General features: G+C 47.5%; 15 protein-coding genes. 9 read left to right on the top strand and 6 right to left on the bottom strand.

The features are described 5' to 3' along the window. Positions 1-14 precede the first annotated feature (14 nt). The 7 genes from AC0YNT_RS02225 (at position 15) to AC0YNT_RS02195 (ending at position 8,161) form a co-directional block, all read left to right on the top strand. A complete protein-coding gene (locus AC0YNT_RS02225) occupies positions 15-1,655 on the top strand; it encodes a putative polysaccharide biosynthesis protein (RefSeq protein WP_475803129.1) in 1,641 nt (546 codons plus the stop codon). 155 nt (positions 1,656-1,810) lie between these two features. Further along, the gene (locus tag AC0YNT_RS02220; RefSeq protein WP_475803128.1) at positions 1,811-3,355 is read left to right on the top strand and encodes a copper amine oxidase N-terminal domain-containing protein; all 1,545 of its coding nucleotides are present in this window, start codon (positions 1,811-1,813) and stop codon (positions 3,353-3,355) included. Positions 3,356-3,386: 31 nt separating this feature from the next. Beyond that, the gene (locus tag AC0YNT_RS02215) at positions 3,387-3,731 is read left to right on the top strand and encodes a thioredoxin family protein (protein ID WP_475803127.1); all 345 of its coding nucleotides are present in this window, start codon (positions 3,387-3,389) and stop codon (positions 3,729-3,731) included. Positions 3,732-3,928: 197 nt separating this feature from the next. Continuing rightward, on the top strand, positions 3,929-4,861 hold the full coding sequence (locus AC0YNT_RS02210; protein ID WP_475803126.1) for a COX15/CtaA family protein: 933 nt from the start codon (positions 3,929-3,931) through the stop codon (positions 4,859-4,861). Further along, entirely contained in the window at positions 4,858-6,618 is a 1,761-nt protein-coding gene (locus tag AC0YNT_RS02205; RefSeq protein WP_475803125.1) for a UbiD family decarboxylase, read from the top strand. The genes AC0YNT_RS02210 and AC0YNT_RS02205 overlap by 4 nt, the downstream gene beginning before the upstream one ends. Before the next feature lie 32 nt (positions 6,619-6,650). After that, positions 6,651-7,358 carry a Cthe_2314 family HEPN domain-containing protein gene (locus AC0YNT_RS02200; protein ID WP_475803124.1) on the top strand — a complete coding sequence of 236 codons (708 nt, stop codon included), beginning with the start codon at positions 6,651-6,653 and terminating at the stop codon, positions 7,356-7,358. A gap of 23 nt (positions 7,359-7,381) precedes the next feature. Continuing rightward, positions 7,382-8,161, top strand: coding sequence for an SDR family oxidoreductase (locus AC0YNT_RS02195; protein ID WP_475803123.1), 780 nt, complete (start codon positions 7,382-7,384; stop codon positions 8,159-8,161). A gap of 64 nt (positions 8,162-8,225) precedes the next feature. On the opposite strand, the gene AC0YNT_RS02190 is transcribed toward AC0YNT_RS02195, so the two are convergent. Beyond that, positions 8,226-8,471, bottom strand: a complete 246-nt coding sequence (locus tag AC0YNT_RS02190; protein ID WP_167280498.1) for a NifU family protein — start codon at positions 8,469-8,471, stop codon at positions 8,226-8,228. 87 nt (positions 8,472-8,558) lie between these two features. On the opposite strand from AC0YNT_RS02190, the gene AC0YNT_RS02185 reads away from it, so the two are divergent. Continuing rightward, positions 8,559-8,792 (top strand): YuzB family protein, encoded by a 234-nt coding sequence (locus tag AC0YNT_RS02185; protein WP_475803122.1) that lies wholly within the window; start codon positions 8,559-8,561, stop codon positions 8,790-8,792. A 2-nt stretch (positions 8,793-8,794) separates the two neighbouring features. Here the strand turns inward: AC0YNT_RS02185 and AC0YNT_RS02180 are convergent, their stop codons facing one another. Together AC0YNT_RS02180 and mqnE are read right to left on the bottom strand one after the other, a co-directional pair. Continuing rightward, the gene (locus tag AC0YNT_RS02180; RefSeq protein WP_475803121.1) at positions 8,795-9,862 is read right to left on the bottom strand and encodes an NAD(P)/FAD-dependent oxidoreductase; all 1,068 of its coding nucleotides are present in this window, start codon (positions 9,860-9,862) and stop codon (positions 8,795-8,797) included. A 73-nt stretch (positions 9,863-9,935) separates the two neighbouring features. Beyond that, entirely contained in the window at positions 9,936-11,039 is a 1,104-nt protein-coding gene (gene mqnE / locus AC0YNT_RS02175; protein WP_167280495.1) for an aminofutalosine synthase MqnE, read from the bottom strand. A gap of 291 nt (positions 11,040-11,330) precedes the next feature. Between mqnE and erpA the strand changes: the two genes are divergently transcribed. Continuing rightward, positions 11,331-11,705: an iron-sulfur cluster insertion protein ErpA gene (erpA, locus tag AC0YNT_RS02170; RefSeq protein WP_341805887.1), complete on the top strand. Its 375-nt coding sequence runs from the start codon at positions 11,331-11,333 to the stop codon at positions 11,703-11,705. A 463-nt stretch (positions 11,706-12,168) separates the two neighbouring features. Here erpA and pstA read toward each other — a convergent pair whose 3' ends face one another. The 3 genes from pstA to AC0YNT_RS02155 all read right to left on the bottom strand — a co-directional run bounded on the left by pstA (position 12,169) and on the right by AC0YNT_RS02155 (position 14,974). Further along, complete coding sequence (gene pstA, locus AC0YNT_RS02165) at positions 12,169-13,074, bottom strand: phosphate ABC transporter permease PstA (RefSeq protein ID WP_475803120.1); 906 nt, start codon at positions 13,072-13,074, stop codon at positions 12,169-12,171. Continuing rightward, on the bottom strand, positions 13,071-14,021 hold the full coding sequence (gene pstC, locus AC0YNT_RS02160; RefSeq protein WP_475803119.1) for a phosphate ABC transporter permease subunit PstC: 951 nt from the start codon (positions 14,019-14,021) through the stop codon (positions 13,071-13,073). The genes pstA and pstC overlap by 4 nt, the downstream gene beginning before the upstream one ends. 86 nt (positions 14,022-14,107) lie before the next feature. Continuing rightward, entirely contained in the window at positions 14,108-14,974 is an 867-nt protein-coding gene (locus AC0YNT_RS02155) for a phosphate ABC transporter substrate-binding protein (protein ID WP_167280490.1), read from the bottom strand. Between the last annotated feature and the right edge of the window lie 117 nt (positions 14,975-15,091).

Here is a 15,091-nt window from a genome sequence, read left to right as displayed (position 1 = left end):
AAGAGAAGGAAATCATGAAAAAAGATTCGCTTATAAAAGGTACATTAATCCTGGCGGCAGCCGCGCTTATAGCGCGGTTCCTCGGGATTTTTCAACGGGTGCCGCTTGATCATATCCTTAAGGGAGACGGCGGGACTTATTTTGCAGTAGCGAACAACGTATATTTGACGCTGCTTGTGGTCGCAACCGGAGGACTTCCTAGTGCCATTAGCAAAATGGTAGCAGAGCGTTATTCGCTTGGACGTGAGCATGAGGCGAAGCGTGTCTATCAGGCTGCGCTGTTATTTGGCATCGTAACTGGGGTTATCTTAACGATTGCCTTGTATGCGGCGGCTCCATATTATGCTGTTCATATCGCCAAAACGCCGGGCGCAGAGGTTGCGATCCGGGCAGTGGCACCAACGCTTCTGATTTTCCCGATCATCGCGATGATGAGAGGATACTTCCAAGGCCGTCAATTTATGATGGCGGGCGGCATGTCCCAGATCATGGAGCAAATCCTGCGCGTTATCGTAGGGGTTGCACTTGCTTATTACGTTGTCTCCATCGATTGGGGCGAGAAGTGGGGAGCAGCAGCGGCATCATTTGGTAACGTTATTGGTGGCGTTGGCGCTTTGCTGGTCATGGTTTATTATGCTGGTAAGCTGCGCCGCGGCGACTTAGCGGAACGGCCTGTGGTAGATATTGAGGCGGTAAAAGCAGCTTCGAAAATTCCGTTCCGTTCGATCTACCGTGAGATTTTCACGATATCAATTCCGATTGTCATTACGGCGATGACCGTTCAAATTATTTATACGTTTGATTCTTCCCTTTTCATTCGGTTAACGGAAGATTATTACGGCGGTTATCACGAAGCGAAGGCCGTATTGAGGGAACTTAGCTTTAAAGCACAGACGATTGCGGGTATTCCGCCAATCCTTGCGATTGCACTCAGCACCTCGATCATTCCGGTTATATCGTCAGCGTATTCCCTTCGTAATATGAGGGAAGTTGAACGACAAACCTCACTCGTTATGCGGATTGTTCTATTTACCGGTGTGCCAGCAGCGCTTTGTATTGCGGCAGCATCTTATTCGGTAACGGGGCTGATCTTCGCTGATGCAAGTGGTTACGGTGTTGTAGCTGCTTTAACAGCAGGGACGATTTTCCAAATTACGATGATGACAAGCAATTCGATTCTGTTCGGTCTAGGCAAGCAGCGTATTCCGATGATGAACACCTTCGTAGGTATTGGTCTCAAAATCATATGCAGCTACGCGCTTGCTCCGGTCTATGGGGTGTACGGTGTTGTTATGGCAACAAGCGTATGCTTTGTTATTATGACGTGGATGAATATGGAAGCGATCCGTAAAGAAGTGAAATTTACGGTGCTTGGCAGTCGCTGGCCTTCTTATATCGTAACGATCGTTGTTTCTGTTGCTGCTGGCTGGGGAGCTGAGGTTGGGGTTCGACATCTGACAGACAGCTGGCCGGACAAGCTTACTTATTTCGTATCCGCTGCTGTAGCAGGTGGCGTTATTGGAGTGCTATATCTCGTGCTCCTGGTATTGCTCCGTGTTGTCACAATGGAAGATGCAAGATCCTTCCCGGGACCACTGCGTAAGCTGTTTATCCTGCTTCTAAAGCTGTTTAACCGTTCTGAGACGCAGAAATAGTGACATAAATCTACTTTTTCCATACATTTACAATACACCCTTTCCTCAGTTACAATAAATAGGGTTATAGGTCTATTACTCTATTACCCTATTACTAGTAGTGAAGGGAGATTTGTAAATTGAAAAGGATGAAAAGGTTTAAGAGGGGGATCATATTGATTCTGTCTCTGGCCCTCGTTATTGTGGCGGGCTGTCAAGCGATCTCAGGCATTGACTTTAATGCGGTTCTGAAAAACACGCTTAAAGTGACTTCTTCCGAAGGTAAACAGTCGGTAGAACTGAAGCTTCTCTTGAATGAAGAAGCTTTTGAAGGTATGTCCGAAGAAGAAGCCTCATTGTTGAAATTATTCTCGAATTTTAAGATTCAGTTAGATAGCGTAAAAGTACAAGATGCTAGCCACGCTTCATACGCGGGTAAGCTGGTTCTTGGCGGAAATGTTAACATAGGCTTCGCGATCAAACAGTCGGACACAACAGCTGTGATCGAGGTAGAAGGTGCAAAGCTTCCGATCGTTCTGGATGTGAGTGGCTCTGGCCTGGGTTCCATGCTTGGAACAGCAGAGCTTGATGCAGATGCTGCAGCTGGACCGGACGAAGAAGCATTAACAGCGATTGGCAAAGAGGTTATGGACAGCGCAACGGACTTCTTCATCAACAATCTGCCTAATCCGGATAAGCTGTCGGTTAACACTGTTCAAGAGCCAATTAACGGAGTTAATACGTCGCTCTTCCATGTGAAGGCTGAACTCAGTGGCACCGAAATTTGGGCGTGGGTGAAAAAATATGTAGACGTGCTTGCTAACGACCATGATGGTATGGAAAAGTTTGTAAAGCAGATCGTTACGATTGTTAGCAGCCACCCTGAGCTTTGGGAAGATACTGGCGTGAATCCATTCGAGCAGACTGGTCTTGATATGCCAACAACAGAGGATCAGATCAAAGAAGCTACAGATGAACTTATGGCGGCCATTGTATCTCTTCAGGATGAACTTAAAGCTTTGGAAGAAGAAAGTGCAGAGGATCTTAAGCAGATCTTCAATGATGATTCATCGATCAAAGCCGATCTGTATGTGGACAACAAGCTGGATATTCGTAAGCAGGCGGTTGATGTTACGTTTAAACCAAGTGAGCAGGCGCTGTTCCCACTTGAAGGCTTGGTACTCCATATGGAGAGCGAAATGTGGAATGTAAATGGCGACGTAAAAGCGGATGCTCCAGTCATTCCTGAAGCGGCCATTACATCGGATCAGCTTGATTCGCTGCAAGGCTATCAAGTACTTAGAATGTTTGATACGAAATCCGCTGCGTACGCTCTTCTGCAGCAGCTGCATATCGGCAAACAAACGGTTGAGCTGTCTGTTGATTATGGCCGATATCCGGCAATTGTAACGCCAAAATATGTGACGATTGTTCCGCTCCGGACTGTCGCTGAAGAGCTTGGCGCTACGGTGAAATATGATAAAAAGACAAAAAGTGTTACAGTCTATGATGAAGCGACGAATACAACAATCGTTCTGAAGGATGGCTCGGACAAAGTAACGGTTAACGGTAAGGCCGCTACATGGTCGTTCGTAGCGAAGTCCGTTGATGGCGCATTGTATGTAGCAGGCCGTGACTTTGCAAATGCACTTGGTGCGAAAGTTCATTGGGATGACAGCTATGGCAGTGATACCTTTGTTATTGACCGTGAAGTGAGCTAATCATTGTAGTTAAGCAGGGAGGATGACCACCATGATCAAACTATCAACAGATGCAGCTTTCCGTGAAGCAGTTCAAGGCGACGGTATTACAATGGCGGTATTTAAGACGACCTGGTGTCCAGACTGCCATTATATTGATCCGTTTATGCCGGATGTAGAGCAGCAGTACAGCGGGAAAATTTCATTCTACGAAATTGACCGTGATGAGCTGCCTGATCTATGCTCCGAGCTGAACATTCTTGGCATTCCAAGCTTCGTTGCTTTCCGGAATGGCAAAGAATTGATTCGGTTCGTCAGCAAGCTGCGTAAAACACGGGATGAAATTGAACAATTCCTGGAGCGTACGGTGCAGATAGCGAACGCACTTCCGAACTAAAAGACACACATAAAAGCCCGAATTCTCTTTCTAAATTGAAGGAGGTTTGGGCTTTTGTTATTAAAGATTTTCCTCGTCTGCATCATTGCCACGGAACTGTCACACCCTAGGAAGTGTCACATTTTCAACATGGCTTTTGACCCTTATAATCGCTATAATGAGGTGACAACAAAACCCCGAAAAAAGGTGATTTTATTATGGTTACCGGCCGTTTTCGCACGCTTGCTCTCGCATCGTGCATCGGAATGCTTTTTGTATTGCTCGCCGGAGCACTTGTTACAAATACCGATTCGGGACGCGGGTGCGGAGATGATTGGCCGCTTTGCAACGGTAAGTTTATTCCTTCTTATACAATGGAAACTGCGATTGAATTTTCACATCGTTTAATTACCGGATTCGAAGGTCTGCTCGTTGTGGCTGCCTTTGGTGCAATCTACCTGCTGTTTCGGAAAAATAAGCCTGATTACAAAGAACCGTTTGTATATGCAAGCGGAGCTTTACTCTTCACGATTGTTCAAGCGTTGATGGGCGCTGCAGCTGTTGTTTGGTATCAGTCTGCTGCGGTAATGGCGATTCATTTCGGCATATCCTTGATCGCATTTGCTTTTACGCTGCTTTTGGTTGTATGGTCTTACCGTGCGAAGAACGGCAAGCCTGCGGAGTTTGTAGTGCCACGCGCTATTTTTCCTCGTATGCTGGCTGTCTCTATATTTTGTTATATCGTGGTTTACCTCGGTGCTTATATTCGCCATACCGATTCGGCAGGTGGCTGTCTCGGCTGGCCGCTTTGCAACGGTGAAGTTGTACCGGAGCTCGAAGGTGCAACAGCAGCAGTCTTTATTCATCGTATAGGGGCACTTATTTTTGGTCTTGCTCTCATTGGATTGTATGTACATGTACGGAAAATCAGCCGCAAAGGCGAAGGCCTTACGAAATCTGCCGGCTGGGCGCTTATCCTTGTCATTGCGCAGATCTTGAGTGGTGCGCTGCTAACAGAGACAATTGGGAACGAAGATTGGTTCCTGTTTACGAACTTGCTTCATAATCTGATTATTACGGGCTTGTTTGGAATATTGAGTGATATGCTGATACGTTCCTGGCGGCTGCGGGAAGGACGGGAAAAAGTTTGAGTTTTCAAAACCTGCGTGAATTTGTTGAGGTATTAAAGAAAGAAAAGGACCTGCTCGTCATTGACGTGCAGGTTGATCCATATTTGGAGCTGGCGGAAATTCACCGCCGCGTCATTGAAGAGGAAGGGCCGGCGTTGCTTTTCACCAATGTGAAGGGTACTCCATTCCCTGTTCTTACAAATATGTTCGGGACAAGCCGTCGTGTCGATTTGGCTTTTGGACCACGTCCCGAAGAAATTATGAAACAGATTGTTGGTGCCGCAGATCGGATTATGCCGCCAACGCCTAAAGCCTTATGGGGCGAGAAAAAGCTGATTTGGGACATGCTTAAGGTAGGCATGAAAGAGGTGCCAAGCGGTACGGCGCCGATCCTGCAGTCTCTGAAACGTCAAAACCCGCTGAAGGATCTCCCGAGAGTAACCAGCTGGCAGGAGGATGGCGGACCGTTTGTAACGCTGCCGCTTGTCTATACGGAGAGCTTAAAATCCCGCAAAGCGCATAATCTAGGGATGTACCGTATGCAAATCTTTGATGATTCTACTACGGGCATGCATTGGCAAATACATAAAGGCGGCGGCTTCCATTATCACGAAGCGGAGCAGCGGAACGAAGCGCTGCCGGTGTCTGTCTTCCTTGGTGGTCCTCCAGCTCTAATCGCTTCTGCGATCGCACCGCTGCCAGAACATCTACCTGAGCTGCTTATGGCTTCCCTTATCTTGGGAGGTAAGCTACCGGTTGTAGCTGATCCACATAGCAAACATCGGATTCCAGCAGAAGCAGAATTTGTGATCAGCGGTCACGTACCGCCGCATATTCGCAGGGCTGAAGGGCCGTTTGGCGATCACTTTGGGTATTATTCGCTTGTTCATGATTTCCCTGTATTTAATGTTAATCATGTTTGGCATCGTAAGGATGCGATCTACCCGGCTACGATCGTGGGCAAGCCTCGTCAAGAAGACTATTATTTAGGCGAGTATTTGCAGCGTCTGCTGGCACCGGCATTCCCGATGGTTATGCCAGGCGTCAGAGAGCTGTGGGCATACGCGGAAGCCGGCGTACATGCGCTGGCAGCAGCAGTCGTACGCGAATCGTATTCCCGTGAGGCGCTTTCTACGGCATTCAGTATTCTTGGCCAAGGTCAGTTGACCTTAACGAAGTTCCTCATACTGACTGATCAGCCAATCGACTTGTCGCGCTTTGACGTCTTGCTCGAAACGGTGCTTGAGCGGTTCCAGCCGCAGACCGATCTGTTTGTCTTTGATGAAACGTCACATGATACGCTGGACTATACAAGCGGCAAATTTAATCATGGCAGTAAAGCGGTTATGCTTGGTGTTGGTGAGCCCATTCGAGAGCTGCCATCGAGCTATGAGGAAGGCGTTATTGAAGAAATCAATAATGCACAAGTCTATTGCCGAGGATGTCTTGTTGTATCCGGAGCAGCCTATGAAGCAGAGCCGCAGCTTGCGGAACGCCTGCTTGCAAGATTGTCGGAACGCGGTACGCAGTGGCCGCTTATCTTCCTAGTTGATGACGCTGATATTGCTCATGGCCAAACGTCATTCTTATGGACGGTATTTACTCGGTTCAATCCGGCGGATGATATTTATGCCAATGCCGATATTCGCCGTCATCATTTTGGCTATAAACTGCCAATCGTGATTGATGCAAGAATGAAGCCGGGTTATCCGGATGAACTATTCACACGTGAGGATATTACCGAGCTGGTTGATCGCAGATGGAACGAGTACTTCTAATCATGAATCGCTAAGAGAGGCGGGAGCGGCCGATGCTGCGTTTTCTATTCAATGAACCGGAACGGGAGCCGGAAGGTCGTCTTGCTGAAACGATACAGCTGATGAATCAGTTCGTGTCACTGCTTCACGAGAAGATCGAGGCGGGCAAGGATACGGACCATAAACTGCGTACCTACGAAGTATGGACGAAGGGTTTACTCGCATCCTTGAACGAAATCGAGCAGAGCTGTTATGCCGCTCGGCGCTTCAAGGAGAAGATTAAGGCATCATCGGTCAGTCAGATGTCGGAGGAAGAGATGCTGAACTACCAGCGCTATGTGTATTTCGACAAAAATGCGTTTATCCGGATTTTCGCATTGCTTGATAAATTGAGCATATTGCTCAATGATATGCTCGGAATGAAGACGGAGCGGATCAAGCCACATTTCTCCTACTTCACCGTTCTTCGCAATATGCGTGACAAGAAGGCGCATCCGGATCTGACCTGGAAGCTTAGCGATATCAAGGAAAGCCTCAAGGAGCCGATGGGCCGGCTGCGGAAGCGCCGTAACACGGAGATTCACTATATGAATACGGAAATGCAGGATGACCTAGCCCAAAGCCATACGATGTATGGTGAGGAAGTGCATCTTGAGAATATTGAAGGACAGTCACAGGATCTTCAGGATGGATTACAGTTGGTGACAGGATCATTACGTCTTACCTTTGATTATGCCTGCAAATTTATACGAACCAGGTAAGCGAATCGCGAGGGGGATTGCTCGTGGAGCTGATGGGCAGAACGGCGCTTGTAACTGGGAGCGCCAAAGGGCTTGGCAAACGAACTGCATTGCAGCTCGCAAGTCTTGGCTGCAGCATCGTGTTAAACTACCTGGAGAGCGGGCAAGAGGCGCTGGAGTTACAGAGTGAGATCGAGAAGCTAGGTGTAAAAGCGACGGCTATACAAGGCGATATTGCAAGTCCTGCTGGTGTAGCAAAGCTTGCAGCAGCTGCGGAAGCCTGGAATGGCGGCGTCGATATTCTGGTGAATAACGCTGGTCCGTTCATGCGGGAGCGTCGTCTGTTCGCCGAATACAGCGAAGAGATGATTATACAGCTGTTAAACGGTAATCTGCTTGGTGTGATGCTGCTTGATCATAAGCTGCTCCCTGGCATGCGTGAGAGAGGCTGGGGACGGATTGTGCACCTTGGCTTTGGCCATGCGGACGAAGCAAGAGCGTGGCCTCACAGGGCTGTCTATGCAGCAGCTAAAACGGGGCTGGTCTCTTTCACTAAATCATTGGCAGTAGAAGAAGCGCCACATGGCATCACCGTCAACATGATTGCACCCGGCGATATTCGAGGACTGAATAAAGAGATGACGATTGATGATGCCGCAGCACTTCGGGACCTGGAATCCCCGATTGGGAGACCTGGAACCGGTGAGGATGTAGCAAGAGTGATCGGATTCTTATGTCAATCCAAATCCGATTTCCTGACAGGCAGCATTATTAATGTGACCGGCGGCTTTGACGCCATTCGTTCTAATATTATTGGGTTATAAGATAACAAAAAAAGAGTCTTGCCTGCTTGTAGCGGGCAAGACTCTTTTTGCATTAAGGCTAAGCTTAGAATACTTGAACAACTTCCTGTACGCCTTCAACCTCTTCGAGCAAAGCGCGCTCGATGCCGGCTTTCAGTGTAATTGTGGAACTTGGGCAGCTTCCGCATGCACCCATCAGACGAAGTTTAACGATACCGTCCTCTACGTCCACCAATTCTACGTCGCCACCGTCACGTTGCAGGAACGGACGCAATTTATCCAGTACGTCCAATACTTCATCGTACATTGTATCTTGTGCTTGTTCACTCATTGCAATCATCTCCTTTCTCCCCTATTATAGTACAAAGTGCAAGGATTGAAAATGGATATCAACCGCTAAGGCCAGGTGATTCGAAAAATGTCTAAACCACTTATTGAGTTCTGTAATGGCAATATGCATCATGGTACAGAACAAATCATGAAGCAGCTGGAAAAAAATGAACAGCTGAAAGTGGTCGAATACGGATGTCTTGGCAATTGCGGAGAATGTTACTTGAAACCATTCGCGTTAGTAAACGGCTTGATTGTTGCAGCAGACTCCGTAGATGATCTGACCATTCGTATTCGAGATACCATCAGCATTAAGCAATAATTCTAACCGAAATGGCGTTTTGATTTCCAGAGTATACCGCTCTTGATCAAACGCGGAATTTTCCCCATCATTGGCGTGCTGCCCATGAGGCCAAAGCCGCTTTTCTTACCAAGGGAACCCATTACACCCTTCAGCTTGAGTTTGCCAAGCTTAGGCGTCTTATTACTCCAAATGGCATGCATGACCTCGGCGATTTGCTTGCCTTGTGCACCAGCCGCTTGACCGCTTGGTGAGAATGGCAGGGATGCACAGTCACCGCAAATAAAGACATCGTTATAGTCTGGCAATTGATGGTATTCATTCACAATAAGTCGGCCTTGTTTGTCCTTCGGCAGATTCATGCGTTGAACAATCTCAACTGGCTGAATGCCAGCTGTCCATACCGTCACGTCTGTCAGGATCGTTTGATCCGTGTTGGAATCATGCAAAGCACCTTGCTCAAGACGACACAAGGAAATATGGCTTAGCATCTCAACATTATGCTCTCTGAACCAGGAAGCAACAAACTTCTGAAGTGATCCAGGAAAAGCGGACATAACGCTTGGTCCGCGGTCGATGATGCGAATGTTCAGGTCAGAGCGGGCTTCGCGCAGCTCGGCAGCAACCTCTACGCCGCTCAATCCGCCTCCGATAATGGACACTTGGCCGTAAGGCTTAATGTCGTTTAGCAGCTGGTATGTTTTACGTGCATTCGAGAGTGTTTGAATACTTGTCGAGAACTCTTCAGCACCTTCAATGCCATGATAATTATCCGTACAGCCAAGTCCAACAACCAGCCATTCGTAATCGATTGGATCCTGACCTTCCAGATGAACAAGCTTATTCTCAAGATCGATGTCCAACACTTCTCCATAGCGAGTTGTAAGTCGTGGATCTTGCGGGAACTTTACACGGATATCGAGATCCGATACCGTACCTGCTGCAAGTGCGTAATACTCCGTTTTAAGGCCTTGATAAGGCATACGGTCAACGAGAATGACCTCTACGTCGATTGGCAGCTGCTTCTCTATAACATCTGCAGCAATTGCCTGACCGCCGTAACCGCCGCCCAAAATTACGAATTTTCTCATATGATTTCCCTACCCAACTCCAAATGATGATTGCTTTGTTGTTTGTGCCTAATATGTGCGTCTCTTCACATCATTACTCATAGACTTTAATTTCGTTGTAGAACGTATCTCTCTCCACAGGAATACGTCCGGCTCCTCTAATGAGCCACAACAGATCTTCACGCGTAATACCTTCTGGCGTAAGTGCGCCAGCCGCATGACTGATTTTTTCTTTAACAATTGTACCGTGAGCATCGGATGCACCCATCGTCAGTGCAACCTGAGTCAGCTGAGTACCGATGTTAATGAAGTAAGCTTTAATATGCTGGATGTTATCGAGCATCAGACGGCTGATTGCAATGGTCTTCAAATCCTCAAAGGCAGAATTACGACGGCGAATGCCGGCTTTAGGATTAATTGGCTGCATCGACAATGGAATAAAGACCTGGAAGCCGTTTGTTTCATCCTGAAGCTCGCGGATCTGCATCATGTGACGAACACGATCCTCATGTGATTCAATCGAACCGTACAGCATCGTTGTATGTGTGCGCAGTCCAAGATTATGAGCCGTGCGGTGTACCTCTAAATATTGGCTCACATCAGCTTTATCAACGCGCATTTTTTTACGGTAATGGTCAGATAATATTTCTGCTCCGCCGCCCGTAAGTGATTTGAGACCAACTTTCATCAGTTCTTCCAATACTTCCTTGTAGCTTAAGCCGCTAATACGCGAGAAAAAGTCGATTTCCGCAGCTGTATAGGCTTTGAGCGTTACTTCTGGGAAGCGCTCATTTAATGCCTTCAGGGAATCGACATAATATTGGAACGGAACATGTGGGTTATGACCGCCGACAATATGGAATTCTCGTACACCAGGGTGGAAGTGCTGCTCCACGTATTCGATCATTTCCTGACCGGACAGCGTGTAGGATCCAGGAGCGCCTTCGTCTCTACGGAAGTTACAGAAAGCACAATGCGCTTCACAAACGTTCGTAAAGTACAAGCTCATGTTCTCGATAAAATAAACTTTCTTACCGTTCTTACGAAGATTAACTTCATTTGCGAGTTGCCCGATCGTAAGCAGATCGTCCGATTTGTAGAGGAATACACCGTCCTCAAGTGTAAGACGTTCTCCATTACGCACCTTCTCGATAATTTCCTGCATTTGCTTATTATCAGATGGGATGGCGATGTTCATCTTGGCAACCTCCTTCATCTTTAAAATAATTCTGTAATACTACAATGTGGCATGCTGTCGATATCGTCCTTGTTATCAGAGCAAGGAATGGATCAAGCTCGAGCGATACCTTGTGAAAAAAATAACTTGCTCATCCGATAAAGAAAGCTATCCATTATTATAAACCTGTACGTTACATGGGGCAACACCTAAAGTCTTGAATATTCATCAAGAGCGGCAGGCATTGGTCTCTTGAGGAACCAGGGGAAGAAGAGTATACTGTAACTACAACGATACATTTATTACATTTATATAGAGGAGGTACGAAGCATGATCACTATTAGTGAATCGGCATCTGACAAAATAAAAGAAATGCTCGAGGAGGAAGGAACTCCTGGGTTGTTCCTGCGCATCGGCGTGAAGGAAGGCGGCTGCACAGGCTTCTCCTACGGCATGGGCTTCGACGATGAAGAGCATGAGAACGATAAGTCATTGGAGGTCGCAGACCTCAAAGTTGTTGTTGACGATGACAGCTTGAAATACCTGTTCGGTCTTGTTATCGACTGGAAAGAGTCGGCAATGGGCGGCGGCTTCACAATCGAGAACCCGAACGCAACAGCAACTTGCGGCTGCGGCTCGAGCTTCCGTACCGCTGCTGCGGCTGGTAAGCCGGATAGTGACTGCTGAGCGCGCCTGTGCTCAGCTTTTTCTTTTTTCGCCAGTATGCAGACTGCGCAAGGGTTCCAATCGCCGTTGTTACCGGAATCAGTGAATTTATCGTACAAGGTACGATTCCGGTAACAAAAGCGAGCACTCCGTTTCTCCAGAACATTCCCTTGCTCCGCCCGCATGGTGAAGTCAAACAAAAGGCATTCGCAAAAGGCTGGCTCAGCCAGCCTTTTGCGACATAGGTTAGACAGGTTGCAAATACAACCTGTCTATAAACAATTCTAACCGGCGTCCCATTTAATGGACGCCGGTTTTTGTTTTAATAAAGAAGTCGGCTGCGGAACGGAGTAAGTGAATGCTCTTGAGAAGCGAAGCGCCCGCCTTTGTATTCGGATAATAACCTTAATAAATTGTTCCAAGTAATCCGAATACAACAGCGGTCGAAAGAGCATTTACTTGCGCAGTGAAGGAAACCAACTTCCTACGACCTCTGCATTTTACGAGAATTTAACCAAAGAGGAATACGGAACACCAAGTTGATCAACAGAACGAAGAACACGAGTACCGCCGCCGACTTCTGGGCGATTTCCTGGGCATCCGGAACAATAGCTTCGGACTGTACATACCAGAGATGGACAGCAAGTGTCTCACCCGACGAGAACAAGCTGAAGTCCCACATTTCTCCGGAGGTTGTCACGCCGGCTGTCAGAATAATAACGGCACTTTCACCAAAGGCGCGGCCGGCTACGAGACAGATGCCCGTAATAATCCCGTTCATTGCTGCAGGGATAAGCACCCGAACAATCGTCTGTAAGTGTGTAGCCCCAAGCGCAAAGGAAGCGTTCTTCAGTTCCTTCGGCACAGCACGGATGGATTCCTCGGTGACACGGGTCAGAACAGGCAGGTTCAGAAAGGCTAGGCTGACTGCACCGCCTAGAATCGTCAGGCCTAGCTGGAATGTCTCAACGAAGAGTGCAATCCCAAACAAGCCGAAGATAATGGATGGAACCGAAGCTAATCCTTCTACGCATATTCGGACGAAGGAAATCAGCTTATTGACCGGCGCGAACTCGGCGAGATAAATGCCGGCAGCCATACCAAGCGGAATAGAGATGAGCAGAGATAGGAACAGGATATAGAAAGAGTTCAGCAATGCAGGCCCAATACCGCCGCCCTCGTCAATTTCACTAGGCAGTCCAAACAGGAAGCTCCAGGAGAGCTTTGGCAAGCCATCTTTTAGAATTAAGAAGAGAAGCCCAAGGATAAATAAGATGACAACAATTCCAAGGGTCCATACCGCTATGGTAAATACACGGTTGTTGAAGCTGTTTATTCCTCGTTTGCCACGGAACGGATTAGCGTTCGCAGCTGTATTTACATTACTCATTGCTGTACTCCTTTCCCTTGCAGCCAACGTACGCCAACGATCATCAAGAGAGAGATAGCAAGCAGCAGGAAGCCCATCAGATAAAGTGCGTAGTTCCAGGTGGAATCAAAAGGAACATTCGCGATTTGCATGACAATGTTGCTGGTCAAAACGGAGGTAGGTTTAAGCAGGCTGTCTGCGATTTGCGGAGTGTTGCCGATAACCATAACAACCGCCATTGTTTCGCCAATCGCACGTGCCATCCCCAGAATAACGGCATACATAATACCGCTGCGAGCAGAAGGGACAAGCACCTTCCACACGGTTTGGAAACGGGTAGCGCCAAGGGCGTAGGACGCATCGCTATATTTTTTTGGTACTGCTGTGATCGAGTCATCACTGATCCGGCTGATTGTTGGCAGAACCATGATGGTCAGTACAAGGGACGCTGCGAGCAGGCCGTCACCCATACCTGTACCGGTAACATCTCGAATCAGGGGGATAAGGACAGTCAAACCCAAGTAACCGTAAACGACGGACGGAATGCCGACAAGCAGGTCCATGACTGGACGCAGCATATTTTTCAGCCAATTCGGAACGAAGGTCGACAGAAAGACCGCGATCATGAGCGAGAGCGGGACTGAGATGATCAAGGTTAATAAAGTAAGGGCAAATGTACCAAAAATGAATAACAGCCCACCATACTGCTCGGTTTCCGGACTCCATTCCGTAGAAAGGAAAAATTCGGAGAAGGATACCTCACCAAATGTCAGCACGCCTGTGCGGAACATGAGCAGCAGGATGAGGAATAGAATCAGACACACAAAAGCAGCTGCAGCAATACAAACATAACGGAACAGGCGGTTCATTACAAACAGCCGCTTCTTGCGGTCAAACGGCTTGCCGCTTCCCGTCAAAAGACTGCCGCCCAGATCGATCTGGCCCGCAGTAGATGAGGTATCTATCATAATTACAATCGGCTCCTTCGGTAGCAAGCAGCCGCCTGTCGCTTCGCGAAAGACGGCCGCTGTTACCTATATTCGATTAACTTGGATTATTTCATTGCGGAAAGCGGGATGAACTTAAGCTTTTTAAGCGAACCGTTTTGGAACTTAGCGCTTTGTACATATTTGATGAATTCTTTAACAACGCCTGTAGGTTGGCCTTTAGTCATGTAGTAGCCGTAGCCCCAAACTTTGTATTTGCCGTTGATTACGTTGTCTACAGTTGGAGCAACACCATTAATGCTTACGCCAGTCATTTTCGTAGTGATGTAAGCGAAGTCGAGGTATCCGATAGCGCCAGGAGTTGATTCAACTGCTGTTTTCATATCGCCGCTTGTTTTAACTTCTTTGTAGTTGCTGCCTTTGGTCATAAAGTCTGTACCGTTCAGCGCTTTTTGTTGGAAGTTAACGCGAGTACCGGAGCCGAAAGCACGGTTAACAACGATAATGTCAGCATCTTTGCCGCCAACCTCTTTCCAGTTCGTTACTTTACCGGAGAAGATGTCTTGCAGCTGCTTTGTTGTCAGGCTTGTTGCAGTAACGCTTTTGTTTACTACTGCAGCGAAAGGAGTAACTGCTACTTTGTTAGCTACTTGACCTGTGAATGCTTCGAAGCCAGGTACTGCTTTTGTAGCATCCCAGTCAACCGCACCAATATCAGCGATACCTTTGCGTACCGATTGAGGACCAGTAATGGAGCCTGCTCCTGATGCGGAGATTTTAACCTTCGGATTCAGTTTTTTGAATTCGTTGGACGCTTGAAGAGTAAGCGGAAGAAGGGCGGAAGAGCCATTAATTACGATTTTGCCGGACAGCTTGCTAGCTGCTTCTGTTTTGGTAGGAGCTTGGACGGATCCAAGACCAATTGTTGCGATAAGTGCGGCTACGGTAGCCACTTTTAACCAGTTCAGTTTCATTATTTTGTAATCCTCCTAAAATGAATTGTCACACAAATGGCCTAATTCTGGCCTTTTTGATGATTCATGCTTCGTAAGCATGTACTAATGAATTGTCACACAAATGGCCTAATTCTG

It is taken from the genome of Paenibacillus sp. J22R56 (genome assembly GCF_056269375.1).
Note: the sequence above shows the minus strand (reverse complement) of the source record. Positions and strands in the feature narration are given on the sequence as shown.

Coding starts and splice junctions, on each gene's coding strand:
- AC0YNT_RS02225 (WP_475803129.1), top strand. CDS start 15: ATGAAAAAAGATTCGCTTATAAAAGGTACATTAATCCTGGCGGCAGCC.
- AC0YNT_RS02215 (WP_475803127.1), top strand. CDS start 3,387: ATGATCAAACTATCAACAGATGCAGCTTTCCGTGAAGCAGTTCAAGGC.
- AC0YNT_RS02210 (WP_475803126.1), top strand. CDS start 3,929: ATGGTTACCGGCCGTTTTCGCACGCTTGCTCTCGCATCGTGCATCGGA.
- AC0YNT_RS02200 (WP_475803124.1), top strand. CDS start 6,651: ATGCTGCGTTTTCTATTCAATGAACCGGAACGGGAGCCGGAAGGTCGT.
- AC0YNT_RS02190 (WP_167280498.1), bottom strand. CDS start 8,471: ATGAGTGAACAAGCACAAGATACAATGTACGATGAAGTATTGGACGTA.
- AC0YNT_RS02185 (WP_475803122.1), top strand. CDS start 8,559: ATGTCTAAACCACTTATTGAGTTCTGTAATGGCAATATGCATCATGGT.
- AC0YNT_RS02180 (WP_475803121.1), bottom strand. CDS start 9,862: ATGAGAAAATTCGTAATTTTGGGCGGCGGTTACGGCGGTCAGGCAATT.
- mqnE (WP_167280495.1), bottom strand. CDS start 11,039: ATGAACATCGCCATCCCATCTGATAATAAGCAAATGCAGGAAATTATC.
- pstA (WP_475803120.1), bottom strand. CDS start 13,074: ATGAGTAATGTAAATACAGCTGCGAACGCTAATCCGTTCCGTGGCAAA.
- pstC (WP_475803119.1), bottom strand. CDS start 14,021: ATGATAGATACCTCATCTACTGCGGGCCAGATCGATCTGGGCGGCAGT.
- AC0YNT_RS02155 (WP_167280490.1), bottom strand. CDS start 14,974: ATGAAACTGAACTGGTTAAAAGTGGCTACCGTAGCCGCACTTATCGCA.